Raw genomic sequence first — 22,944 nt, 5'->3', positions numbered from 1 at the left:
GCCGCGCGGCCCCGCAATCACCGCCATAAGGCCGCGCGCCCCCCCCGCCCCCCCCGGGGCGGGGGGGGGGCCCCCCCCCGGGTCCGGAACGCGCGCGACAGCACCGCGCGCCATGCTTGCGCCCGGCGTGAAGTTAGCCGTGCATGACCTGACGATGCGTTACGCGAACGGTCATATTGCGCTGCGCGATTTCAACGTGTCGGTCGAGGCGGGCGAGATGGTGGTCGTGCTCGGCAGCAATGGCAGCGGTAAGTCGACCTTCATGAAGTGCGTGGTAGGACTGAACCGGCCGACCGCCGGCTCGGTCGAGGTTGCTGGACGCGATCTTGCCAAGCTCTCGGGCGAAGCCCTCTGGCAGGCGCGTTTGCCGCTCGCGCTGATTTCGCAGAACGCCAATCTCGTCAAACGGCGCAGCGTGCTGGCGAACGTCTGCTGCGGCGCGCTGGGCCGGCACCGGACGCTGGCGACCGCTCTGGGGCGCCTGCCACGCGAGGAAATCGAACCGGCACGTGCCTATCTGGACGAAGTCGGTCTGCTGCATCTGGCTGGCCAGCGCGCCGGCACGCTCTCGGGCGGGCAGGCGCAGCGTGTGGCGGTCGCTCGTGCGTTGGCGCAACGTCCGCATGTGTTGCTCGCCGACGAACCGGTCGCCAGTCTGGACCCTGAAGCAGCCGACGAGGTCATGCGGCTGTTGCGCCGCCTCGCCACCGAAGACGGACTCGCGGTGGTATGCGTGCTGCACCAGCCCGAACTCGCGGCGCGCTATGCCGACCGGCTGGTGGGTCTGCGCAGTGGCCAGGTGGAATTCGACCGGACGGCTTCGGAAGTGTCCAGTCAGGAGATCGCACGCCTCTATGTGGACGAACCGTCATGAACAATGCTCTTGAAATGCGCGCGCCCACCGGCTCGCCGGGGGCACGCACGGCCTGGACGGTGTGCGTCGTAGTGGTCATACTTGCCTTGTTCGTGCAGGCGTGGATCGTGGTTCAGGCGCGTCCGCAGGATCTGGTGACCGGCGCGCACGGTATGGCCGACATTATTTCGCGCGCCATGCCGCCGGCGTTCGACCAGTTCGTGCCGAATCTCTGGCCGGTGCTCGAGACGATCGATCTGGCGATTTTCGGCACTGTGTTTGGAGTGCTGATTGCTTTCCCACTGTCGATCCTGGCGGCCGCGAATGTCACGCCGTCGAAGCCCCTCTACTACGCGTCGCGCGCGCTGATCGGTGTCACCCGCGCGGTCCCCGATCTGGTGTGGGCACTCCTGTTCGTTACCGCCGTTGGGCTCGGACCGTTTCCGGGCGCACTCGCCCTGGCAGTCCATTCGGTCGGCATGCTTGGGCGGCTGTTTGCGGAAGTGATCGAAGACATGGACATGGGCCCTGTCGAAGCGCTGACACTGACCGGCGCCGGCCGCCTGCAGGTGTTGAGCCATGCGGTGGTGCCGGGCGTGTTGCCGTCGCTACTTGGTATCGGACTGTTCCGCTTCGACGAAAACCTGCGCTCCTCGCTTGTGCTCGGCTTCGTCGGCGCGGGCGGGATCGGTTTCCAGTTGCTGACTGCGATGAACCTGTTCCAGTACCAGACCGTGTCGTTCCTGCTAATCGCTACCTTCGTACTGGTCGCTTGCGCCGAACGCATTTCCGCCTATCTGCGCCGCCTCGTTATGTGAGGGCGAGGCAAGCGCTGCCGCTGTCACCTCAACATTGAATTTCGAACTCTTATGCTAATTAATCATGGCGTCGCTGCCGATCCGTGGGCGCTCGGCAGCGTCTTGTCGGAAGATCCGGAGATCCATCCGACGGCACTCGTTCGCGCCAGCGACTTTGGCCGCTACACGTATCTTGGCCCACGCAGCCATGTTGCCGCATCGGTCATGGGCGACTACGGCTATGCGATGGGCGACAATCAGATCGCTCACGCGCACATCGGCAAGTTCGCCAACATCGCCACCGGCGTGCGCATCAACCCGCCCAATCACCCGTCGTGGCGGGCGACCCACCACCACTTTACCTACCGCTCACGCTCGTACGGGCTCTCTCTCGACGACGACGACGGCATCTTCCAATGGCGCGCGCAGGACCGGGTCGAGATCGGCCACGATGTGTGGCTCGGGCATGACGCCATCGTCATGCCGGGGGTCACCATCGGCACGGGTGCCGCCGTCGGTTCGGGCGCAGTCGTGACCAAAGACGTGCCGCCGTTCGCTATCGTCGTCGGAGTGCCGGCGCGCGTGCTGCGCTTTCGCGTCGATGCGCGCACCTCGGAACGGCTGCAGCAGATCGCCTGGTGGGACTGGAACCCGCAGCAAATCGACGCGGCCCTGGCCGATTTTCGCGCGCTCACAGCGGTCGAGTTCGCCGAGAAGTACGGCGGTTAATGCGACGGTAGCGTGTTGGTTCGCTACGCGCGGAAAGCGGCTAAAAATGGCCTGACCGGCAATTTTCCCCGTGACAGGTGGAAATCTCGCATTCATGTCCGATATGGCGTTGCGAGCGCGAATACAGCACCTCTTCTTGCCCGTTGAAATTCATCTAGACGTCCAGACATTAAACAGGCGTGTCACATGCGATTTCTGGAACGGGCTGAGATCCTTTTGAATTAGTGGAGCAAGTTTCATATGGAATTTCGGCAACTGGGTCTGAGCGGCCTCAAGGTTTCGACGCTGACGCTCGGTACGATGATGTTCGGCAGCCCGACCGATGAGGCGACTGCGGCGCGCATCGTCGACAAGGCACATGAACAGGGCGTGAACTCGATCGATACCGCCGACGCCTACTCCGGCGGTGAGTCGGAGCGTGTCGTCGGGCGTTGCATCGCTGCCCAGCGTGATCGCTGGGTGCTGGCGACCAAATTCGCCAGTCCTCTGGTCGAGGGCGACGTCAATGCGCGCGGTGCCTCGCGCAAACATGTGATCCAGGCCGTCGAGGCGAGCCTGAAGCGTCTGAATACAGACTATATCGATCTGCTCTATGTGCACGCGGAAGATCATCACACGCCGGTCGAGGAAACGGTGCGTGCGTTGAATGATCTGATCCGCGACGGCAAGGTACGGTACTACGGCTTGTCGAATCATCGCGGCTGGAAGATCGCTGAATTCGCTCATACAGCACGAGCGCTCGGGCTGGATGCTCCCGTGGCCAGCCAGCCGCTGTATAACATCGCGAACCGGCAGGCCGAGGCGGAACAACTCACTGCCGCGCACCGCTACGGGCTCGGCGTTATTTCGTATAGCCCCCTCGCGCGCGGCGTGCTGACCGGAAAGTACGAACTGGGCGTGACGCCCGCGTCCGATACGCGGGCAGGGCGCGGTGACCGCCGCCTGCAGCAGGCCGAATGGCGGCCCGAGTCTCTGGAGCTGGCACGGCGCGTGCGCGAGCATGCGCAGGCGCGGGGCTTGAGCGCGGGGCAGTTCGCGCTCGCATGGGTGCTGAACAGCCGATATATCAGCTCGACCATCGCCGGGCCGCGTACTGAAGCGCAATGGGACGATTACCAACCGGCCTTGAGCTATCGTCTGGACGCGGAAGACGAAGCCTTCGTCGACTCGCTCGTCACGACGGGCCATCCTTCGACGCCCGGGTTCAACGATCCGAAGCATCCTTTTTTTGGTCGGATCCCGCGTCATGGATCGCACGAGGGATAAGGGGATTCCGCGGACGGTCAGTCCGCGGATTTAAACCAGTTCTTCTTCCGGTCGATCGTGACGACTACTTCATCGAGGCGCCACTTGTCGCCTCGCGCCAAAGCGGTCGACCGGGATATGAAATAGCAAGGCGGGCGGTGCGGTTGGGCAGTTCGTTTCATGCCCGCCATTGTCGCCGCACGCCCGTTGCTTGCCTGCAACGTAACAGAGCCGCCGTGACTAGCCGGCCCCCAGCTTAGACGATTCGCGCCCCCGCGCGATAGGTCGCGCGCGGCACCGGCAGCGCATCGAGCATCGTCACCCGTACGAAGTCGGCACGCAGACCGGGCGCGATCACGCCGCGATCGTGCAGGCCGGCAGCGCGCGCCGGCTCGGCCGACACGGTAGCCATCGCGCGCGGCAGCGTCCAGCCGGCCTTGTCGACCAGTTCGAACGCCGCGGTCAGCAGGCTGGACGGCACATAGTCGGACGACAGGATGTCGAGCAAATCCGCCTTGGCGAGTTCCAGCGCGGACACATTGCCTGAGTGCGAACCGCCTCGCACGATGTTGGGCGCACCCATGATCGTCGAGATGCGATGCTCGCGCGCGGCTTCGGCGGCGCTACGCGTGGTCGGGAATTCGGCCAGCACGATGCCTTCCGCAGCGGCCTGTTCGACATGTTCGACGAGCGTGTCGTCGTGGCTCGCCACCGGCACGCCCAGCGACTTGCAGCGTGCGACGATCGCGTGCCGGTGCACATCTGCGTAACGCTGCTGTTCGTCGGCCAGTTCGGCGAGCGCCGTCGTGACGTGTTCGTCGCTCAGCTTGCCGTTGCGCTCCTGGTAGCGGCGCCATTGTTCGCGGTCGTGCCATTGCCGCTGGCCCGGCGTGTGATCCATCACCGAGGCGAGCCGCAGCAATGGATGGGCGCACAACGAGTCGAACACCTCGACGACATCCGCGGTGGCGATTTCGCAGCGCAGATGCAAAAAGTGTTCGGCACGCAGCAATTGACGCTCGGAGAAACGCGTCAGCGCTTCGGCGCATTGTGTCTGCAATTCGCGGCCACGCAGCCCCACATTCGAGCGCGAGCCGATTGCAAGCGAGTCGAACACGGTGGTGATGCCGGCCGCGGCAACCTGTGCGTCGTGAATCACGAAGGCGGCATCCGTGTTCCACTGTACGCCGGGGCGGGGCACCAGATGCTTCTCGAGGTTATCCGTGTGCAGTTCGATCAGGCCGGGCAGCAGATAGTCGCCTTCCCAGTCTTCGGCTTCGCGCGCGGCAGTCGTGCCGCGTTCCACGTCGCTGATCTTGCCGTCTTCTACGCGCACCACGCCGGTAAATACTTCGTCTCGCGTCACGACGCGAGCGTTCCTGATCAACATCTACATGCTCCGTAGTCAGTCTGCTGGTATTGAACGTCAATGTAGCGCCGCTTTGTGACGCAGCGGCGGTTGGAGTTCGAGGCGGCGCGTGGCCACTTTCGCGCGGGTATCTTCATCGTGAAAGATTCCGACGATCGCGGCACCGCGCTCGCGCGCTTCGACAATCAGATCGGCGACCACCGCGCGATTTTCAGCATCGAGCGATGCGGTCGGCTCATCGAGCAGCAGCAACGGATGCCCGGCGATCAGCCCGCGCGCGATGTTCACGCGCTGTTGCTCGCCGCCGGAAAACGTCGCGGGCGCGAGCGACCACAGCCGCTCGGGCACCTTGAGCCGCGCCAGCAAGGCAGCGGCGCGCTCGCGCGCTTCGTCCTCCGCGACGCCATGCGAGACCAGCGGCTCGGCGACCAGCGTGAGTGCCGTGACGCGCGGAATCACGCGCAGGAACTGACTCACATAGCCGACGGAATTGCGCCGCAGGCGCAGCACGTCATGCGGCTCGGCGCCGGTAATGGCCACGTGCTGGGCTTCGTGAGCGTCGGAGCGGATCGCGATCGAACCGGCGCTCGCCAGATAGTTGCCGTACAGACAGCGCAACAACGTACTCTTGCCCGCGCCGGACGGCCCGACCAGCACGACGCACTCGCCCCGTTCGACGTCGAGCGAGACGCCAGCGAGCGCTTCGATCTGCACACCGCCCTGGGCGTGCAACGTGAACGTCTTGCCGATGTTGACGGCGCGCAGCATCAGCGCTGCGTTTTCGATGAAAGCGCGATCGGACGCGCGTGATTCGATGGATGACATCATGAGCCTCAAACCGGCAGGACGGAAGAAACGAGCGTTTGCGTATAGGGATGTTGCGGATCGTCGAGCACCTGATCGGTCAAGCCTGATTCGACGACCTCACCGCCTTGCATCACCATCAAACGATGCGCGAGCAGTCGCGCCACGCCGATATCGTGCGTGACGATCAGCACCGACAGATGCAGCGTGCTCGTCAACGTGCGTAGCAGATCGAGCAGACGTGCCTGCACGGACACGTCGAGACCGGCGGTCGGCTCATCCATGAACACGAGCCGGGGCCCGGTGACGAGATTGCGGGCGATCTGCAAACGTTGCTGCATGCCACCGGAAAACGCCGCCGGAAATTCGTCGATGCGCGCGGAGTCGAGTTCGACCCGCTCCATCCATTGCGTCGCGGTATGGCGAATCTGACCATAGTGACGTGCGCCGACCGCCATCAACGGCTCGCCGATATTGGCGCCGGCGGAGACGCCGCTGCGCAGGCCGTCGCGCGGATTCTGCTGAACGAAACCCCATTCGGTGCGCATCAGCAGACGGCGGCGCGGTTCGGACAACTCCCGCAGATCGAGTGTCTCGCCATGCGCGGCGTTGTAGTGCAGCGTGCCGCTATCGGCTTCGCTGCGCAGTGCCAGCGTGTTCAGCAGGGTGGTCTTGCCCGAACCCGATTCGCCGACGATGCACAGCACTTCGCCCGGATACAGATCGAAGCTCACGTTTCTGCAGCCGTTACGGCCGCCATATTGCTTCGTGATGGAGCGAGCGCTCAGAAGCGGTGTCATGCGGATTCTCCTTCACCTGTATCGTCTGCCTGCTGTTCGCGGTGGTCATGGCAGTAGTCGCTGTCCGAACACACGAACATGCGCTTGCCCGAATCGTCGACGATCATTTCATCAAGGAAGCTCTCTTTGGAGCCGCACAGCGCGCACGCATGTTCCCAGCGTTGCACTTCGAACGGGTGATCGTCGAAGTCGAGACTGCGCACCGGCGTGTATGGCGGAATCGCATGAATGCGGCGCTCGCGTCCGGCGCCGAACAATTGCAACGCGGGGTTCATATGCATCTTCGGATTGTCGAACTTCGGAATCGGCGACGGCGAAGTCAGATAGCGCCCGTTGACGATCACTGGATAGTCGTAAGTCGTGGCAATGCCGCCGTGATGCACGATGTCTTCATACAGCTTCACGCTGATCAGACCGTAATCGGCCAGCGCGTGCAGCTTTTTCGTTTCGGCGACGCGCGGTTCGAGCCGGTACAGAGGCTCGGGCATCGGCACCTGATAAACCAGAATCTGCTTGTCGGTGAGGGGCGTCTCCGGAATCCGGTGACGCGTCTGCACGATGGTCGCTTCCGACGTGCGGCGCGTGGTCGCGACGCCGGTAGTGCGTGCAAAGAAGCGGCGGATATTGACCGCGTTGGTGGTCTCATCCGAACCCTGGTCGATCACTTTCAGCGTATCGCGGCGGCCAATGATTGCCGCGGTTACCTGAATCCCGCCCGTGCCCCAGCCGAAGGGCAGCGGCATTTCGCGCGAAGCGAACGGCACCTGGTATCCCGGCACCGCAACCGCCTTCAACAGCGAGCGGCGAATCATCCGTTTGGTTTGTTCGTCGAGATAGGCGAAGTTGTAGCCTTCCGCTGCGCTGTCGAACGGCGCTGCGGCGAGTTGTGTTTCAGGCGCGTTCATGCGGCTTGCTCCTGCTGATTCTGATCGTGATCCGGTTGTGAAGCTTGCGCAGCGTGCTGCGCCCGCAAGCGGCGCACGAGTTCAAGTTCCGACTGGAAGTCGACGTAGTGGGGCAGTTTCAGATGCTGGACGAAACCCGAGGCCTCGACATTGTCGCTGTGCGACAACATGAATTCGATGTCCTGGGTGGGAGACGCGAGCGTTTCGCCGAGTTCTTCGGCGCGCAACGCGCGGTCCACCAGCGCCATCGCCATTGCCTTGCGTTCCGAATGACCGAAGGCGAGGCCATAGCCCTGGGTGAAGGTGGGCGGCACCTCGCCGCTGCCGGCGAACTGATTGATCATCTGGCATTCCGTGATGTCGATCTCGCCGATTTCGACCGCTTCACCGAGCTCGTCGAGTTCCATCTCGACCGTCACCGCGCCGAACCGGATCTCGCCTGCGAACGGATGCGAATTTGCGTAGCCGCGCTGCGTCGCATAGCCCATTGCCAGCAGGAAGCCTTCGTCTCCGCGTGCGAGGTTCTGCAAACGCGTCGCGCGGCTTGCCGGAAAGGAGAGCGGTTCGCGCGTCAGGTCGCCGGGTTCCGCTGCGCCCGGGGTTGGCGATTCCTGTTCGATCAGACCTTCCTTGTCGAGCAGCGTGACGACGCGCGGCATGGCTTCGGGCTTCGCCGCGAGGTGCTCGCGCTCGGCCGAGGCGCTCGTATCAGAGTCGTTGCCCGCAGCCTGCGCTTCAGCCATCAACGCGAAATCCAGCAGACGCTGCGTGTAATCGTAAGTCGCGCCTAGCAGCTGGCCGCCCGGCACGTCCTTGAAGGTCGCGGAGATGCGGCGTTCGACCACTATCGCTTCGGTATCGAGCGGCTGCGTGTAGCCGAAACGCGGCAACGTCGTGCGATACGCACGCAACAGGAAGATCGCTTCGACCAGATCGCCGGCGGCCTGCTTGATCGCCAGTGCAGCAAGATCTTCGTCGTACACCGAGCCTTCGGTCATCACGCGGGATACCGCAAGACGCAATTGCTCGCGTATCTGCCCGACGCTCAGTTCAGCGAACCGCGTGTCTCCGCGGCGCGATTTGTCGAGCAGACGCCACGATGCTTCGATCGCGCGTTCTCCACCCTTGACGGCTACGTACATCAGTTCACCTTCGCTTGAGTTGTGCGCGGCAAGCCGATCAGCTTGCTGCCGCAGACGAGATAGCAATCGATGCCGCACGGAAAGAGCGGCGCGAGTCCGGCGCGTTCGCGCCAGAAATTTTCAGTAAGGCCGACCGGATAGATGGTCGCGGTGTGCTCGATGCCGGGGCCGCTCAACACGACCGGTGCGCCGCCCGTCAGCGCTTCGACGCGAATCAGCAAGGTCACCGAGTGTTCAGGCGCTTCCGCGGCGCCGAGCGAGAAGTGCTCCAGGTCGGGCAACAGCGCGGCATCGTGAACGTAGGCAAACGCGGCTTCATGCATGTCGTCGACGAGCGGTGCACCGGTGTGAAAGCGCAGCGCCGAGGCCAATGCTGCGTCGGGCTGGGCGAGCCACACAGGCGTCGAGTAGTCGCATAGCGTGAGCAGCGCTGCGAAGGCAGCCAGATCGGCGCGCGAACGATGCGTGCCCGTAGCTTGTGCCGCAGGCAGCACGTTCTCGACGACGCCGACCGTGCCCGGCCGCGACAGCACATCGAGCAACGTGCGGAACACAGCCTGCGTATCGTGGACCGGATCGGCAAAACCTGGCGCCAGCGTGGAAAGTGCAATCTGTGAAGGGTTCATCGGGTTTTCCGTCGCGTTGTCCATTAGTCGCCCCGCACCATCGTGAAGAATTCGACACGTGTCGACGCGGCCTCGTGGCGGCGCGCCGCACGCTGCTCCGCCAGGCGGATAGAGAGTGGTTCGATCAGATGTCCATGCAGATTCGCGTGTTGCTCCGGCAACTGCAGCAGCGCATCGGCGAGCGCGGCGAGTTCAGCGCGGCGGCGGTCGCGGCCCAGATGGCATGCGACGCCAACCGGCGCGTGCCCGGCAGGTTGACGCAAGCGCAGCGTGGCGCGGGTCACGGTAGCTTCGCCGAGATTGAATGCGTCGCCGCTGCCGCCGATGCGGCCGCGCACCATCGCAAGCCCGGTTTCGGGCGGCCGCAGCCAGTCGAATTCGGGTGGGGTCGCGCCGTGCAGCGCTTGGCTCAATGCGGCTTCAAGTTCAGCGCACGGCGTGTGCGCCAACACGGCCATCCATGCGCGCCGCATGGCGGAGGAAGGCAAGGCGGAAGAGGCACTCATCGGGGTTCCTGTTGATCCAGCGAGTCGTTATTTGACCATCTATTCATCTAAACGTCTAGACGTTTGAAGCTAAACTAATTGTGCTTGCAGCAACCGTGTTTTCATATTTCCATCACCGGTCGCGCACTACAATGCATGTCACAACGAATATTTGAACTGACGGGAATGACAGCACCATGACATCGAACGATACCGCGCCGGGCGCGCAGCTCGAACGTGGCGCGGGGGTTGCCGTGTGGAGGCAGATCGAGCAGATCCTCGCTGCCGAGATAGCGGCCAGCGGGTTCGGCGAAGATGGGCGCCTGCCGAGCGAAGGCGAGCTGGCCAGGCGTTTCGGCGTCAACCGCCATACTGTGCGACGCGCGATGCTGGGGCTTGCCGAACAAGGGCTCGTCAGCGTCGAGCAGGGGCGCGGCACCTTCGTGCAGCCCGGCGCGATCGACTATACGATCGGCCGCCGCACGCGTTTCACCGAGAATCTGCGTCAGCAGCATCATGCGGCGAGCGGCGCGATGCTGTCTGCGATGCGGGTCAAGGCTGAGCCGAATGTGGCGAAGGCGCTGGGTCTGCGTGCCGGCGCGCCGGTCTACCGGATCGAATCGTTGCATGAATCCGACGGCGTGCCGCTCACCTTCGCGCGCAACTGGTACCCGGCTGCGCGTTTCGCGGACCTGCCGCAGGTGCTGGAGGTCACCGGCGGCATTACCAGGGCGCTGGCCGAGTTCGGTGTGGCCGACTATCTGCGCAAATGGAGCCGCATCGGCAGCGTGCTGCCCGAGCCGGAAGTGGCGCGACGGCTGAACATCAACCGGCAGCAGCCGGTGTTGTGGGGCGAGAACGTCGATGTCGATCTGCAGGGCACGCCGATCAAATATGGCGTGACGCACTTCGCGGCCGATCGCGTGCAACTGATGGTGGAACACGACGCATGAGTACGGCCGCTGGGGTGGAGAATGAAGCGGTCGAATGCTCCGCCGACGCGCGCATTGCGGTGTATTACGCACCGTCGCGTGCGTCCGGCTGGTGGCAGGCTGGCCCTGAATGGCTGGGTGTCGACGTGGAAAGTGGCGACGCTTCGCGAACCCGTGGTGCCGCGGCCCGCGACTTCCGCTTGCGAAGCGGACATGCGCGCGCTCGCGTCCGGTGCGCTGCGCACGCTAGGCGGCTTGCGTGCGAAGTCGTCCGCCGCCGATCTGGCGCGCCGTCTGGCCGCGCCGCTGACGGAAAGCCAGCGCGCCTTGCTCGTCGAATGGGGTTGTCCATACGTGTTCGATGAATTCCGTTTTCATATGACGCTGTCCAACTCGCTCGACGCAGCGGATGAGCGTTCGGCGCTAGTCGCATGGTGGCAGCAGAGGATTACGCAACTCGGTGTGCTGGTTGTTGACAACGCAGCGCTGTTTGTCGAGCCCGCACCTTGGCCAGTCCTTGGTGCCGTGGCAGCGTTTACCGTTTCAGAATGTTAAGGTGGAGAAGCAATGCATGGCCGTTTAATTTACGTGATGGGGCCCTCGGGTGCGGGCAAGGACTCGCTGCTAGGCTTTGCGCGCGATCGCATGAAGAGTGAACCCATCCTGTTTGCGCATCGTTACATCACACGGCCGAGCGGCAATGGCGAGGTGCACGTTGCGCTTACCGTCGAAGAATTCGAGTTGCGCTCGGCGCTCGGTCTCTTTGCGCTCGACTGGTCGAGTCATGGGCTGCGTTACGGCATCGGCATCGAACTCGATGCGTGGCTCGCGCGCGGCTGTGCCGTGGTCGTCAACGGCTCGCGTCAGCATGTGCACCGCACGCTCGAACGCTATCCTGCCACGAACGTAGTCCATATCGACGCCGCGCCTCATGTGCTGGAGGCGCGTCTCGGTGCGCGTGCACGGGAGAACGCGGAACAGGTGGCGGCAAGGCTCGCGCGCCGCGCGCCGTTCTCGTTGCCGGAGGGCGTTTGCCTGACCACCATCGACAATTCCGGCGCGCTCGAAGACGCCGGGCGCGCGTTCGTCGACGTGGTGCTCGGCGCGGCGTCTAACGCACTTTGATGGGCGTGCAGCGGCGCAGGTACTGCCAAATTAGCGGTCGATGAGCGGCCGGACACGCATGGCGCATCGATAATTAATTTAAGCTGGAAGGCGCTCCGGCGTTGGAGCGCAGATCCCGGTTTGCCGCGGCATAGCCTTTGAGCGTGTCCGTGATCGCACGCGTCGCCGATTCACGCGTTCAGGGCAGCGACTCCAGAAGGCGAGGGAAGTTGCGCGCCACCATGCTGGGCGGCGCGTCTGCGCCGCGCTGCCGGCGCGACGCTGGTGCATGACCGGTGCTGGGGCCGCGAGCAAGCCGGCCGCGTCAGAAGGAATAGCCGCTACGCGGACGAGCCGGCGAGGGGCCGTCGGCCGTCCGTCCGCGCTCACGCATCAGATGACCTTTGCGCGCACCCACGCGGAGGCCAGATCGATTGCTGTGACGACGACGATCACCATGATCAGCACCGCCGCGGTGGATGCGTAATCGAACGAGCGGATCGCTTCATACAGCACCACGCCGATCCCGCCCGCGCCGACCATGCCCACCACCATCGCCGAGCGCACGTTCGATTCGAAGCGGTACAGCGCGTATGAGATCCACAGCGGCAGCACCTGCGGCAGCACTGCGTAGATGATCTCGTCAAGGCTGGTCGCGCCGGTCGCGCGCACGCCTTCGGCGGGACGCGGATCGATGGCTTCGACTGCTTCGGCGAACAGCTTCGCCAGTACGCCGGTGGTATGCACCCAGAGCGCCAGCACGCCCGCAAACGGACCCAGGCCGACCGCGACGATGAAGAGCATCGCGAACACCATTTCGTTGATCGCGCGGCATGCGTCCATCAGGCGGCGCACCGGCTGTACGACCCACTGCGGCGCCATGTTGCGCGCACACATCAGCCCGCAAGGTACTGCGCACACGAGCGAGAGCACCGTGCCCCATACCGCGACCGACAACGTCACATACATTTCGTGCACATAGCTGCGCCACTCGGTGAAGTCCGGCGGGAAGAAGTCCTTGGCGAACTGACCCATGTTGCCGGAGTCCGCCAGCAGGTCGAGCGGCCGCATATCCGCGCCGTGCCAACCCACCCCTAGCACGGCGATCACGACAACCCAGCCTAGCAGAGACAGCCAGCTGCGCTTGCCCACAGCAGCGCCCGCCGGCGCGCCGACCGGGGCCGTCGGGCGGGCGGTAGTCAGGTCGGCGGCGCTCATTGCTTCGATGAAGCCGTGTTCAGCGCGCTCAGCTTGGCGTCGAGCGCGGCGAGCTGGGTCTTGCGCTCGTCGTTGGACAGGTGCGTGTTGGTCTGGATCTTCTGCTTCTGCTGAAACAGCGTGATCTGGCGGATCGGCAGCAGTTGCGCATCGGACGACGCCGCGAAGCCGCTATAGCCGGTAATCGCAGCCATCACCGCCTTTTCGTGCGGGTCGGTCTTGCCGTAGTTCACGAAGAAGGTGCGGAGCTTGTCCTTGGTAGCCTGCGGCAGATCCTTGCGCCAGACAAGCGGGTCCGATGCGATCAGCGGCGAGGTCCACAGCACGCGCACCTGGGCGAACTTGTCCGGATGATCCTTCTTCAGCGAGTCGAGCATCTCGGTGTTGTTGGTCGCAATGTCGATCTTGTTATTCACCACGGCCAGCAGATTCGCTTCATGGCTCGACGGTAGCACCGCCTTGAACGAGGTATTCACCGGCGCATTGCGCTGGGCGAACAGGTAGTAGCCGGGAATCAGCGTGCCCGAGGTGGAATTCGGATCGCCGAAGCCGAGCGTCACATCCTTCGTATTCTTGAAGACGTCGTCGAGCGTCTTGAAGCGGCTGTTCACGTTGGTGATCAGCACCGACCTGTAGCCGGAGTCGCCGTTCGCATAGGTGATCTTGGCAAACACCTCGCCGTTGGCGCGATCCACGGCTTCCATCGCCGACGCGTTGCCGAAGTAGCCGACCTGCACCTTGTTAAAGCGCATGCCTTCGATGATGCCGGCGTAGTCGGTTGCGAAGAACGCCTTCACGTGCAATCCGGTTTGCTTGCTCATGTCGTCGACCAGCGGCTGCCAGCGCTGCGACAGCACGGTGGACGAATCGGTCGAGATGATGCCGAGATTGATGTCTTCGGCATGGGCGGCGACGCACGCAAATGCGGCCGCGCCGGCGATCAGTGAACGCAGGAATTTCATCAGGTTTAATCCAGTTGGCAAAACAGAATGAATGGGAGCGATGCTGTATTTCAGGCAGAGTGCGCAGGATCGAGTGCAAAGGAGTAGCGCTGCGACTGGGGTGCATCGGCATGTTGGTGTGCGACGCCGTGATCGGTTTCTTCGAGCAGCTCGCGAGCCTCGTCGCCGTAAAGCCGCTTCAACAAATCCGGCGTCAGCGCGGCCGAGGCCCCGTCGTAGACGATCTTGCCGCCGCGCAGGGCGACGGTACGAGGGCAGTACTGCATCGCGATGTCGACCTGATGCAGCGACACCAGCACGGTCAACCCGTGATCGCGGTTCAACGTGCGCAGCATGTCCATCACGCGGCGCGACGATTCAGGATCGAGCGACGCAATCGGTTCGTCCGCGAGGACGATGCGGGCCCGCTGCACCAGCGCACGCGCGAGCGCCGCGCGTTGCTGCTGGCCGCCGGAGAGGTTAGTGGCGCGTTCCTGCGCGTGTTCGGCAATGCCGACCTCGTGGAGCGCGGCGGACGACAGCGCCCGTTCGCTGCTTGGGAAACGGCCAGTAACGCGGCGCCACCACGGCAGCCGCGCAAGCGCTCCGATGAGCACGTTGGACTCGACCGACAGTCGGTTGACAAGATTGAACTGCTGGAACACGAAGCCGATATCGCGGCGAATCCGCCGTACTTCACGCACGAGGCGGCCGTTCTGCTGGATTGGGCGGCCGAGAATCGAAATCTGCGACGGCTGTGCGTCGGAGACGGTGAAACCCGCGATGTGCCGTAGAAGCGTCGATTTGCCCGAGCCGGAGGCGCCGATCAGCGCCACCATTTCTCCCGGCGCGACGCACAAATCGATATCGTCGAGAGCCTTGCGGCCGTTTCTGAACGTCTTGCTCAGGCGTTCGATCTGAATTGCGTCCATGCTTACCCCGTCAATGCATCCGGCAGGCGCCGGAACGTGTGACACATTCTAGGAAGCCTTTGTGACAGTTAAGTGATGATATCTCGACGTCTAGACGACTATATCTTTCAACACGTATTGGTGCCGGAACACGAGGCCTCGAATCGAGTGATCATGCGAATCGTGCAAAAACAAAACGGCTCTTCACGCGACTACCGCCAGAGTTTGTACGATTCGGATGATAGTCCGCCGATCAGCAGGCGATCCTGGCGTGGCATAGCGTGCGTGCAGGCGGTGTATAACGCTTAACGATGGTCGCCCTTCAGCTACTTCTGCGAATGTCTCGGTCACACTCCAAAGCGGCCTCTCCGCTAACTTAGACCAAGTTTTCTCAGGCGACGGTAGAGCGTCCGCTCGCTCCATCCGAGATGCGATGCAAGTGCTTTGCGCGTGCCGGCAAACGCCTTCACGAAGCTCACCAGTTCATCGGCTGATCGGCCGACCAGCCCCTCTGCGCTCGGTTTGGCCGACGCACTACGAATCGTCACCAGTCGCTCGACGTAAGCAATGACTGCACCCGGGGCGCCAAATATCGGACGCAGTTCGACCTCGACGTGCTCGGGGCCACGCGGCGTGTGGTGAATGTGAAGCACGCGATCCGGGCCGCCCTTCTCAAGCGCGCGCTTCATCGGACAGTGCTCCCCGGCCTGGTCACAGGGAACATCGTAGTGGTGTGAGATCTGATAGCACTTGTGACCGATATGCGGTTCGCCGGCGACGCCGAACTGACGCTGGTACGCGGTATTGGCCGCAAGAATCCGGTACTGCGGGTCGAGCACGATCATAGGCTGAGAGTCGTGCTCAAGGTATGAGACGAGAGCGCCAACGTCTGGCGCCGGTTCGTCAGCAGAGACCGTTGGTAAAGCGTCGGGACCGACGATGGGGAGGTGCGATTTCATGCGCGACAGCATTCGGAAGAGGCGTTCACCACTATAGCGTGCCTCTGCCAACTCTGCCACGACACTGCCAAGTCTGGCAGTGGCAGCAGCCCAACTGCACGAGTCGCCGTCAGCGGCTTCCAGCGAGGACAAGAAATATCTTTCGAATCAGTTGGTTGCAAGCCGTCGGCGAGCGCAGCGGCGAATGGCACAGAGCTTGCGTAAGAGGCCTCACCCATTTGATCTCCATCAAGGAGTCCGACAATGAACACTCCAGGCCCAACCGTTATCGAGGGCTTTTTCGATCCGAAGACGTCTACGATCAGCTATTTGCTGCTGGATACCGACACGCGCGAATGCGCGTTGATCGACAGCGTGCTGGACTTCGATCCGAAGTCCGGGCGCACCTGTACGGCCAGCGCCGACAAGCTTGTTGCGCGCGTCCGCGAACTGGGCGTGAACGTACGCTGGCTGCTCGAGACGCACGTGCATGCCGATCACCTTTCGGCCGCGCCTTATCTGAAGGAAAAAGTCGGTGGCCAGATCGCAATTGGCGCGCAGGTGATCCGCGTGCAGGAGGTTTTCGGCAAGCTCTTCAACGCCGGGCTCGATTTCAAACGCGACGGCAAGCAATTCGACCGGCTGCTCGCCGATGGCGATGAGTTTGAAATCGGCAGACTGAAGGGTCGCGCGATACATACGCCGGGCCACACGCCCGCATGCATGACCTATGTGGTGAGCGACGGTGTGGAGACGGCGGCCTTTGTGGGCGACACGCTCTTCATGCCCGACTACGGTACCGCGCGCTGCGACTTTCCCGGCGGCGATGCAAGAGCGCTCTTTCGCTCGATCGGCAAGGTGCTGAGCCTGCCCCCCGAAACGAAGCTCTATATGTGTCACGACTATCAGCCCGGCGGTCGCGAGGTGCAATTCATCAGCACGGTCGCCGAGCAGCGCGAGCGCAACATCCATGTTCGCGACGGCACGAGCGAATCGAGTTTCGTCGCCATGCGCACGACGCGCGATGCCAGACTCGACATGCCCCAACTGATCCTGCCATCGGTGCAGGTCAACATGCGAGCCGGGCAGTTGCCCCAAGCCGAGGAAAACGGCATCTCGTACATCAAGATTCCGCTGAACGCCGTTTGAGTCGTCGCAGCGTTACGCCACAAGAAGTTCGCCGACGTCTTCGCGCTAGGCGATGTGATCAATGCGCCGAATGCAAAAACCGCAGCGGCTGCGCGCAAGCAGGCCCCCGTCGTCGCCCACAACGTGCTCGCGAGTCTCGGAATGGCGCACGGGCAAGCCTCTTACGATGGCTACGGCTCGTGCCCGCTCACGGTCGCACGGGGCAAGATCGTGCTCGCGGAGTTTTTGTATGGGGGCAAGGTTGCACCGTCATTCCCGGCCTGGCTGATCAACGGTAAGCGCCCGTCGCGACTGGCGTGGCTACTGAAGGCGCGCGTGTTGCCTCCGCTCTATTGGCGCGCGATGCTCAAGGGCCGTGAGTGGCTGGCAAAGCCGGAAATAGTCGGCTGAGCACCGCGTAAGCCCCCAACCATGCCGTGTAGCGGCCCGCCGCAGACGACGTCACGGCTCATTACTCTTGTCAAACACTCATGCTGACTTCACTGATACTTGGCGCCCTTGTCGGCGCCGTGCTGGGCCTGACCGGTGCCGGCGGCGGCATTCTTGCGGTTCCCGCACTCGTCGTGGGGATGGGCTGGCCGATACAGCAAGCTTCGCCCGTCGCGCTGATCGCTGTTGCCGGCAGTGCGGCGATCGGCGCCGTCGAAGCCTTCCGTCGCGGCCTCGTGCGCTATCGTGCAGCGCTGCTCATGGCGATCACGGGCATGCCGGTCACCTCGCTCGGCGCAAACCTCGCGCACAAGCTGCCGCAACGATTGCTGATCGAACTGTTCGCGGGTGTGATGCTGCTCGTTGCGCTTCGTCTCCTTGCCCAGGCGAATGGCCGGGACACATCCGAGCAAACGATGTCGCCACTTTGTGTGGGCCGTGTCAATCCACGCACGGGGCGCCTCGCGTGGACCTGGGCAACCGGCGCTGCGCTCGCAGGCACCGGCGCGTTGACAGGCTTGATGACCGGTTTGCTAGGCGTGGGCGGCGGCTTCGTCATTGTGCCGATATTGCGCAAGCTCACGAATCTGTCGATGCATGGCATCGTGGCGACCTCGTTGATGGTCGTCGCCCTGGTCGGCAGCAGCGGCGTCATCTCCGCGATGGAAGCCGGCGTGTCGCCCCCGTTCATGCTCACGCTTTTGTTCAGCCTCACAACAGTGCTCGGAATGATCGTCGGGCGCTTCGCTTCGCGTCATCTGTCTGCCCGGCATGTACAGATCGGCTTCGCCGGCGTGCTGGTGTGCGTTTCGTTGGGGATGGTGGCAAAAGCCCTGATCAGCGGGTGAGCAACAGGGCTCCTCCGTCGGCTCGGGCTGCCACACGGAATTTAGCTATTCGTTGCCCCATAGACTGAAAGTCATTCGAGCACCGTACTGGCGTGACGGCAGCCAACCCGGGCGCTTTATCGGGTTCGAGGCACGAGAAACGATCGGGTCCTCCGCCGTTGCAACAACGAGCATTGCCACATGAACCCAAGTACTTTGTATAGCGTGGTTTACGATTGACGTAGCCGGTCAGGCCCCTCGCAACCCGGGGATGTTTGCACCAAAGGTTTGCAGAAGCAGAATGACGTTGAGCACAAGAATGACTGCGGTCCCGAGAATCGCGCCGGCATTAACGAGGCGACCGTTTGCAAATGCCCCCATGATGTCGCGCCTGCGGGTGAAGATCACCAGAGCAATCATCGGCACGGGAAGAGCGAAGCTCAACACGACCTGGCTATAGACCAGCGCATCAGTGGCATTTGCGCCGAACGCGATCACCACGAACGCCGGCGCCATCGTCACTATGCGACGCAGCCACACCGGAATGCGAACACCGACAAAGCCTTGCATGATCATTTGTCCCGCCATCGTTCCCACAACCGAGCTGGAAACGCCAGCCGCAAGCAGCGAAACGAGGAAAACAGCAGCAGCACCGGCGCCGAGCAACGGGGTCAGCGTATGGTAGGCGGTTTCAATTTCGGCCATGTCAGAGTGCCCGTTGTGAAATGCAGCCGACGCCATCACGACCATCGCCATATTGATGAGACCTGCGAGCGTGAGGGCAATAATCACCTCCCGATTGGAGAAGCGCACCAGCTTCCACCGCCCTTCCTCGGTCGGGGCAGGCACGCGGTTCTGCGTCAGGCCTGAGTGCAGATAAATGGCATGCGGCATGACCGTGGCGCCGAGAATGCCTGCCGCGACCGTCAAGGCCTGGCTTGAGTGCAGCGTCGGCACGAAGGTTCCGCGAGCCGCTGCGGTCCACGCCACATGAACCATGAAGAGTTCGACGAGGTAGCACATTGCAATCGCCGCAATGAGCCCTCCGATGATCAACTCGATCGGACGGAACCCCTGCTTTTCAGCCAGCAGAATCGCGTAAGTGACCACCCCTGTTACCACCATGCCACCGAGCAACGGTAGATGGAACAGGAGCGACAAACCTATCGCGCCACCCAGGAATTCCGCGAGATCCGTTGCCATCGCGGCAATTTCGCTGATGCCCCACATGGCATAGACCACTGGCATCGGCAAATGCTCGCGACATATTTCGGCGAGATTCCGGTTGGTCACAATGCCGAGTTTGGCCGACAGTGCCTGGAATAGCATGGCAATGACATTGGCAGCCAGGACAACCCAGAGCAGCGAATAGCCGTACTGCGCGCCTGCCTGCAGGTTCGTGGCGAAGTTGCCGGGATCCATGTAGGCAATGGATGCCACGACGGCTGGTCCGGCAAATAACAATTTGCTGAGACCACCAGCCCTTCGACCAGCCAGCACTTCATGGATGGCAACTGCCGTCCGATCCGACAACCTTAGCGGGACTTCTCCACTCGCCATTATCAAATCCTCTTCCAAACCCTAACAAAATGAGCCGATGGGGCAGTTAACCCGTCGAATTGTGGACACTGATTCAGCCGTTGCCGCGACCGCCAAAACTTCGACGCCCGGTATCCCGGGGACAAACCGCCAACCAATCGCACCGTGCTGACTGACATCCCGTTCGCGCAGATCCTGACCGGCGTCATCCGACATGACGTCACGCAAACACTGCGGCTGATCGGGGCTCTCCCGCGAATTCGTGACAAGCGTGCCCGACTGCCGTCGAAGCCGATAATCGCGTAGGTGATCGTGGCTGCGATCACGAGAACTAGCTTCGGTCGCTACACGCCGTTGGCGGTAACTTCAACCTTCATCGTGTTGGCAACTCCAAGACTGATAGAGCTGACATCAGGCGTAGCGCCGCAGTCGCCCGGCGAAATCGTGCAGTGCCTGAATTCCACTCTGCTCCGCCCGATGACACCAATCTTGCATCTGCGTAACGAGTTGCTCACGCGAAGCGTTGGATCTTTCCCACATAGCCGACAAATCCTTTCGCAGCTCTATGTAGGTACGAAGTTTCATACTTTCACTAATCAGCTCAGGCAACCGCTCGCGCTGTTTCTCATCAAGGACATCCTCCTCCCGATGAAACCAAATGCGCGCCGTCCTCAGCATTTGATATCGTTCCTTCGATCCGGAGGCCTTCAGTCTGGATAGTTCTTGACGGTAGGCCAGTTGCATCGCCTTGCCGTACCGGGCCATCACCTCGTAACGATTTGCAAGTACCGCCTGCAAAGTCTCATTGTCGAGAACCGATTTACGGTCCGCAAGCCGAGGAACAGGAGCCACCTTCTTGATTGTTGCAAGTCGGAGAGCTGCTAAAAGGCGGATGTACATCCATCCCATGTCGAACTCGTACCATTTGCTTGAGAGTTTCGCCGAAGTAGCGTACGTATGGTGATTGTTGTGAAGCTCCTCACCACCAATCAGAATTCCCAATGGGAAAATGTTCGTACTTGCGTCAGTGGAGTTAAAGTTCCGGTAACCAGCCCAGTGCGCAAGTCCGTTGACGACACCTGCGGCCCAAAACGGAATCCACAACATCTGCACGGCCCAAACGCTTACACCAACGATTCCGAAGAGCCCTACATCAATCACCATCATCAAGCTGATGCCGAGGATCGGAAAGCGCGTGTACACGTTCCGCTCAATCCAGTCGTTAGGAGCCCCATGGCTGAATCGCCGAATCGTCTCTTCATTCCTCGCCTCTGAACGATATAGCTCGGCGCCTTCCAGCAGGACCTTCAAAATCCCGCGCGTCTGAGGGCTGTGGGGGTCCTCTTCGGTCTCGCATTTCGCGTGATGCTTGCGATGAATGGCGATCCACTGGCCGGTCAACATGCCTGTGGTTGTCCAGAGCCATAAGCGGAAGAAGTGACTGGCAACTGGATGCAATTCGAGGGAGCGATGAGCTTGATGTCTGTGTAGATAAATCGTTACGCTGATGATCGTGATGTGAGTGACTACAAGTGTGAAGACAACAATCTTCAACCACGAATAGGCAAGCAGTCCATGGGACGCAAACGAAAGCATGGAATTAGGCAAGATAACGACCCTTATAGCGAAATCAGGACCAGCCACAGCGGTGTGGTCTGTCACCACGAAGCGGACCACGCTTCGCATTTCTTAAGGCCTATTCTAATTCTAGTTGATAAGTATTCTCATCAAATCGGATATGTTATTTTCCAAAGACGAAAATGAACAATATCTATCAACGATTGTGTGCTTACGTCAGGAATCCTATGACAATATTGTGATGTGAAAGCACAATTTTCACGTACGGAGAGTACTTCATCTTCCTCTTTGAAGACGAGTTTTCGGGCAACTACAAGCTGCCAAAACCTGGTCTCATAAAATTAACCTATCACCTCGATTTAAAAGAATTTCATTTTTGTTTTTGTATGAAAAGGAAGTCTTTTACCAGTGCCTCTTGCCAGAGACCGGTGGCGGCTCACTATTCTGTGTAGCACGTTCGTGGGCATTCACGTCCGTGGTCCATCAAGCCTTACCGTTGGCTCCGCGGGAGAGCAAACGCTCGACGCTTTCTGTACGAGTGAACATCGCTGCGACCATCAGCGCTGTATTGCCCCCCGGAGTGCTCATCTCGATGTTGGCGTCCTTATCAAGCAGTTCTTCAGCGAGACCCCGTATCCCTGCGTGCCGGCCCGGCATTTCCGGCCTGCTCGTGATCGTTCCGAAGACCGGGGAGCCGCCCAATAAAAGATAAACCGTTGCTGAATGGCGTCGACTTGCCTGCGGTAGCACACCAGCGTTCCGAGGCTATCGCCATTCGCGTTTCGCAGACTGGGCGCGATGCCCTTTGCGACAGTCGTCGAGGGAATGGAACGCTTCATTGTCCGACGCCAAGAGCTCGTGGTCTCCTAGCGCTCGTCCTTCTTGATGAGAAAGAGCGTGCGGTCCTCGCCTTGAATCCAGCGGGGGCTGCGTCCTCTCCCATTCCACGTCCTCCCCGTCCGAGGATCGCGGTACTTGGGCAACAACGTTCCTGCATTGCTGGTACTTCTAGCTGTAGGATTGCTCATGATCCCTCCTGAGTATGCAGGTTGCGGAGTACAGCCAGGAACCGGAATCGATCACTTACTGCACTTCCGTTTTTGCCAGGTCGCCAGCTCGATCAATCGGCGCCGCGGATCAACCCATCATCTTCGCCCGTCGACGGCGCGGCAAGGTGGCCCGCCGCACCGAATAGCAGTGCCCGTTCACGCCGCATGAAACTTGGGCGAAAGCGAGCGGGGCGAACGTCCCGACAACGTTCGTCCCGTCCGGGAGAAAGGCCCCGAATTTGCGGAGTCCCTAACGGGCCAGTGCGGATCGATCATCCGGCCGGCTAGCGTTCATCTTGCAAGTAATCCCGGCGCCTCATCGCGGTGCGAAGGTTGAGTGCCCCAGATACACATTGAGGACAACCTCCGCCTCCACCTGGTTGTACTGCGCCACGGGAGTCACAACCGGGACGGCCACGCAAGCGCGGCTGTCCCTCCTGCCCAGCGTTCGTTACACAGCAGGGCAACCTGTGGCTGGACTGCCAGCGTATAGCCCTGGGCCCTCCTGGATAGGCAGAACGCCTATGCCGACGCCTTTTCCAGCGCAGCGATTGCCTTGGCCACACCCGCGCCG

23 protein-coding genes and 2 pseudogenes are annotated in these 22,944 nt (G+C 61.9%); 10 read left to right on the top strand and 15 right to left on the bottom strand.

Annotated elements, in window-relative coordinates; translation table 11 throughout:
• The first annotated feature begins 112 nt into the window (after positions 1–112).
• The 4 genes from phnC (P0D89_RS42500) (at position 113) to P0D89_RS42485 (ending at position 3,645) form a co-directional block, all read left to right on the top strand.
• Positions 113–874 (top strand): phosphonate ABC transporter ATP-binding protein, encoded by a 762-nt coding sequence (gene phnC / locus P0D89_RS42500; RefSeq protein ID WP_408378508.1) that lies wholly within the window; start codon positions 113–115, stop codon positions 872–874.
• Positions 871–1,671: a phosphonate ABC transporter, permease protein PhnE gene (gene phnE, locus P0D89_RS42495; protein WP_408367048.1), complete on the top strand. Its 801-nt coding sequence runs from the start codon at positions 871–873 to the stop codon at positions 1,669–1,671. The genes phnC (P0D89_RS42500) and phnE (P0D89_RS42495) overlap by 4 nt, the downstream gene beginning before the upstream one ends.
• A gap of 51 nt (positions 1,672–1,722) precedes the next feature.
• A complete protein-coding gene (locus P0D89_RS42490; RefSeq protein WP_408378506.1) occupies positions 1,723–2,379 on the top strand; it encodes an LbetaH domain-containing protein in 657 nt (218 codons plus the stop codon).
• Positions 2,380–2,619: 240 nt separating this feature from the next.
• A complete protein-coding gene (locus P0D89_RS42485) occupies positions 2,620–3,645 on the top strand; it encodes an aldo/keto reductase (RefSeq protein ID WP_408367052.1) in 1,026 nt (341 codons plus the stop codon).
• A 235-nt stretch (positions 3,646–3,880) separates the two neighbouring features.
• On the opposite strand, the gene P0D89_RS42480 is transcribed toward P0D89_RS42485, so the two are convergent.
• Genes P0D89_RS42480 through phnG form a run of 7 tightly spaced genes read right to left on the bottom strand, consistent with a single transcriptional unit; the run spans position 3,881 to position 9,776 of the window.
• Positions 3,881–5,014 carry an alpha-D-ribose 1-methylphosphonate 5-triphosphate diphosphatase gene (locus tag P0D89_RS42480; RefSeq protein ID WP_408367054.1) on the bottom strand — a complete coding sequence of 378 codons (1,134 nt, stop codon included), beginning with the start codon at positions 5,012–5,014 and terminating at the stop codon, positions 3,881–3,883.
• 36 nt (positions 5,015–5,050) lie between these two features.
• The gene (gene phnL / locus P0D89_RS42475) at positions 5,051–5,821 is read right to left on the bottom strand and encodes a phosphonate C-P lyase system protein PhnL (protein WP_408367056.1); all 771 of its coding nucleotides are present in this window, start codon (positions 5,819–5,821) and stop codon (positions 5,051–5,053) included.
• Between the two features lie 5 nt (positions 5,822–5,826).
• The gene (gene phnK, locus P0D89_RS42470) at positions 5,827–6,597 is read right to left on the bottom strand and encodes a phosphonate C-P lyase system protein PhnK (RefSeq protein WP_408367058.1); all 771 of its coding nucleotides are present in this window, start codon (positions 6,595–6,597) and stop codon (positions 5,827–5,829) included.
• The gene (locus tag P0D89_RS42465) at positions 6,594–7,502 is read right to left on the bottom strand and encodes an alpha-D-ribose 1-methylphosphonate 5-phosphate C-P-lyase PhnJ (protein ID WP_408367060.1); all 909 of its coding nucleotides are present in this window, start codon (positions 7,500–7,502) and stop codon (positions 6,594–6,596) included. Before P0D89_RS42465 ends, phnK begins: the two co-directional genes overlap by 4 nt.
• Positions 7,499–8,644, bottom strand: a complete 1,146-nt coding sequence (locus P0D89_RS42460; protein WP_408367062.1) for a carbon-phosphorus lyase complex subunit — start codon at positions 8,642–8,644, stop codon at positions 7,499–7,501. Before P0D89_RS42460 ends, P0D89_RS42465 begins: the two co-directional genes overlap by 4 nt.
• The gene (phnH, locus tag P0D89_RS42455; protein WP_408367064.1) at positions 8,644–9,270 is read right to left on the bottom strand and encodes a phosphonate C-P lyase system protein PhnH; all 627 of its coding nucleotides are present in this window, start codon (positions 9,268–9,270) and stop codon (positions 8,644–8,646) included. The genes P0D89_RS42460 and phnH overlap by 1 nt, the downstream gene beginning before the upstream one ends.
• 23 nt (positions 9,271–9,293) lie before the next feature.
• Positions 9,294–9,776 carry a phosphonate C-P lyase system protein PhnG gene (phnG, locus tag P0D89_RS42450; protein WP_408378504.1) on the bottom strand — a complete coding sequence of 161 codons (483 nt, stop codon included), beginning with the start codon at positions 9,774–9,776 and terminating at the stop codon, positions 9,294–9,296.
• Between the two features lie 176 nt (positions 9,777–9,952).
• Between phnG and phnF the strand changes: the two genes are divergently transcribed.
• The 3 genes and pseudogenes from phnF (at position 9,953) to phnN (ending at position 11,812) form a co-directional block, all read left to right on the top strand.
• Complete coding sequence (phnF, locus tag P0D89_RS42445; RefSeq protein ID WP_408367068.1) at positions 9,953–10,708, top strand: phosphonate metabolism transcriptional regulator PhnF; 756 nt, start codon at positions 9,953–9,955, stop codon at positions 10,706–10,708.
• Positions 10,705–11,270 (top strand): annotated as a pseudogene (locus P0D89_RS42440) (DUF1045 domain-containing protein). Before phnF ends, P0D89_RS42440 begins: the two are co-directional and overlap by 4 nt.
• Positions 11,255–11,812 carry a phosphonate metabolism protein/1,5-bisphosphokinase (PRPP-forming) PhnN gene (gene phnN, locus P0D89_RS42435; RefSeq protein ID WP_408367070.1) on the top strand — a complete coding sequence of 186 codons (558 nt, stop codon included), beginning with the start codon at positions 11,255–11,257 and terminating at the stop codon, positions 11,810–11,812. Before P0D89_RS42440 ends, phnN begins: the two are co-directional and overlap by 16 nt.
• Positions 11,813–12,184: 372 nt before the next feature.
• Here phnN and phnE (P0D89_RS42430) read toward each other — a convergent pair whose 3' ends face one another.
• The 4 genes from phnE (P0D89_RS42430) to P0D89_RS42415 all read right to left on the bottom strand — a co-directional run bounded on the left by phnE (P0D89_RS42430) (position 12,185) and on the right by P0D89_RS42415 (position 15,706).
• Positions 12,185–13,009 carry a phosphonate ABC transporter, permease protein PhnE gene (gene phnE, locus P0D89_RS42430; RefSeq protein WP_408367072.1) on the bottom strand — a complete coding sequence of 275 codons (825 nt, stop codon included), beginning with the start codon at positions 13,007–13,009 and terminating at the stop codon, positions 12,185–12,187.
• Positions 13,006–13,971: a phosphonate ABC transporter substrate-binding protein gene (gene phnD, locus P0D89_RS42425; protein WP_408367074.1), complete on the bottom strand. Its 966-nt coding sequence runs from the start codon at positions 13,969–13,971 to the stop codon at positions 13,006–13,008. The genes phnE (P0D89_RS42430) and phnD overlap by 4 nt, the downstream gene beginning before the upstream one ends.
• 50 nt (positions 13,972–14,021) lie before the next feature.
• Positions 14,022–14,882, bottom strand: a complete 861-nt coding sequence (gene phnC, locus P0D89_RS42420) for a phosphonate ABC transporter ATP-binding protein (protein ID WP_408367077.1) — start codon at positions 14,880–14,882, stop codon at positions 14,022–14,024.
• A gap of 350 nt (positions 14,883–15,232) precedes the next feature.
• Positions 15,233–15,706, bottom strand: a complete 474-nt coding sequence (locus tag P0D89_RS42415) for a PAS domain-containing protein (protein ID WP_408367090.1) — start codon at positions 15,704–15,706, stop codon at positions 15,233–15,235.
• Between the two features lie 357 nt (positions 15,707–16,063).
• Here P0D89_RS42415 and P0D89_RS42410 point away from each other — a divergent pair, with 357 nt between their 5' ends.
• The 3 genes and pseudogenes from P0D89_RS42410 (at position 16,064) to P0D89_RS42400 (ending at position 18,225) form a co-directional block, all read left to right on the top strand.
• Positions 16,064–16,948: an MBL fold metallo-hydrolase gene (locus P0D89_RS42410; protein WP_408367079.1), complete on the top strand. Its 885-nt coding sequence runs from the start codon at positions 16,064–16,066 to the stop codon at positions 16,946–16,948.
• A gap of 6 nt (positions 16,949–16,954) precedes the next feature.
• Positions 16,955–17,338: pseudogene (locus P0D89_RS42405) on the top strand (NAD(FAD)-dependent dehydrogenase); the annotation flags it as partial.
• Between the two features lie 80 nt (positions 17,339–17,418).
• Complete coding sequence (locus tag P0D89_RS42400; protein ID WP_408367081.1) at positions 17,419–18,225, top strand: sulfite exporter TauE/SafE family protein; 807 nt, start codon at positions 17,419–17,421, stop codon at positions 18,223–18,225.
• A gap of 228 nt (positions 18,226–18,453) precedes the next feature.
• Here the strand turns inward: P0D89_RS42400 and P0D89_RS42395 are convergent, their stop codons facing one another.
• From P0D89_RS42395 to P0D89_RS42380, 4 genes are all read right to left on the bottom strand, one after another.
• Positions 18,454–19,764, bottom strand: a complete 1,311-nt coding sequence (locus P0D89_RS42395; RefSeq protein ID WP_408367083.1) for an Nramp family divalent metal transporter — start codon at positions 19,762–19,764, stop codon at positions 18,454–18,456.
• 390 nt (positions 19,765–20,154) lie between these two features.
• Positions 20,155–21,351: a DesA family fatty acid desaturase gene (locus P0D89_RS42390; protein WP_408378512.1), complete on the bottom strand. Its 1,197-nt coding sequence runs from the start codon at positions 21,349–21,351 to the stop codon at positions 20,155–20,157.
• Positions 21,352–21,804: 453 nt separating this feature from the next.
• On the bottom strand, positions 21,805–21,909 hold the full coding sequence (locus P0D89_RS42385; protein WP_408378510.1) for a hypothetical protein: 105 nt from the start codon (positions 21,907–21,909) through the stop codon (positions 21,805–21,807).
• A 278-nt stretch (positions 21,910–22,187) separates the two neighbouring features.
• Entirely contained in the window at positions 22,188–22,349 is a 162-nt protein-coding gene (locus P0D89_RS42380; protein ID WP_408367087.1) for an H-NS family nucleoid-associated regulatory protein, read from the bottom strand.
• Between the last annotated feature and the right edge of the window lie 595 nt (positions 22,350–22,944).

The organism is Paraburkholderia sp. RL18-085-BIA-A, assembly GCF_046027075.1.
Classification (GTDB): domain Bacteria; phylum Pseudomonadota; class Gammaproteobacteria; order Burkholderiales; family Burkholderiaceae; genus Paraburkholderia.
This window is presented reverse-complemented; position numbering and strand designations above follow the sequence as displayed.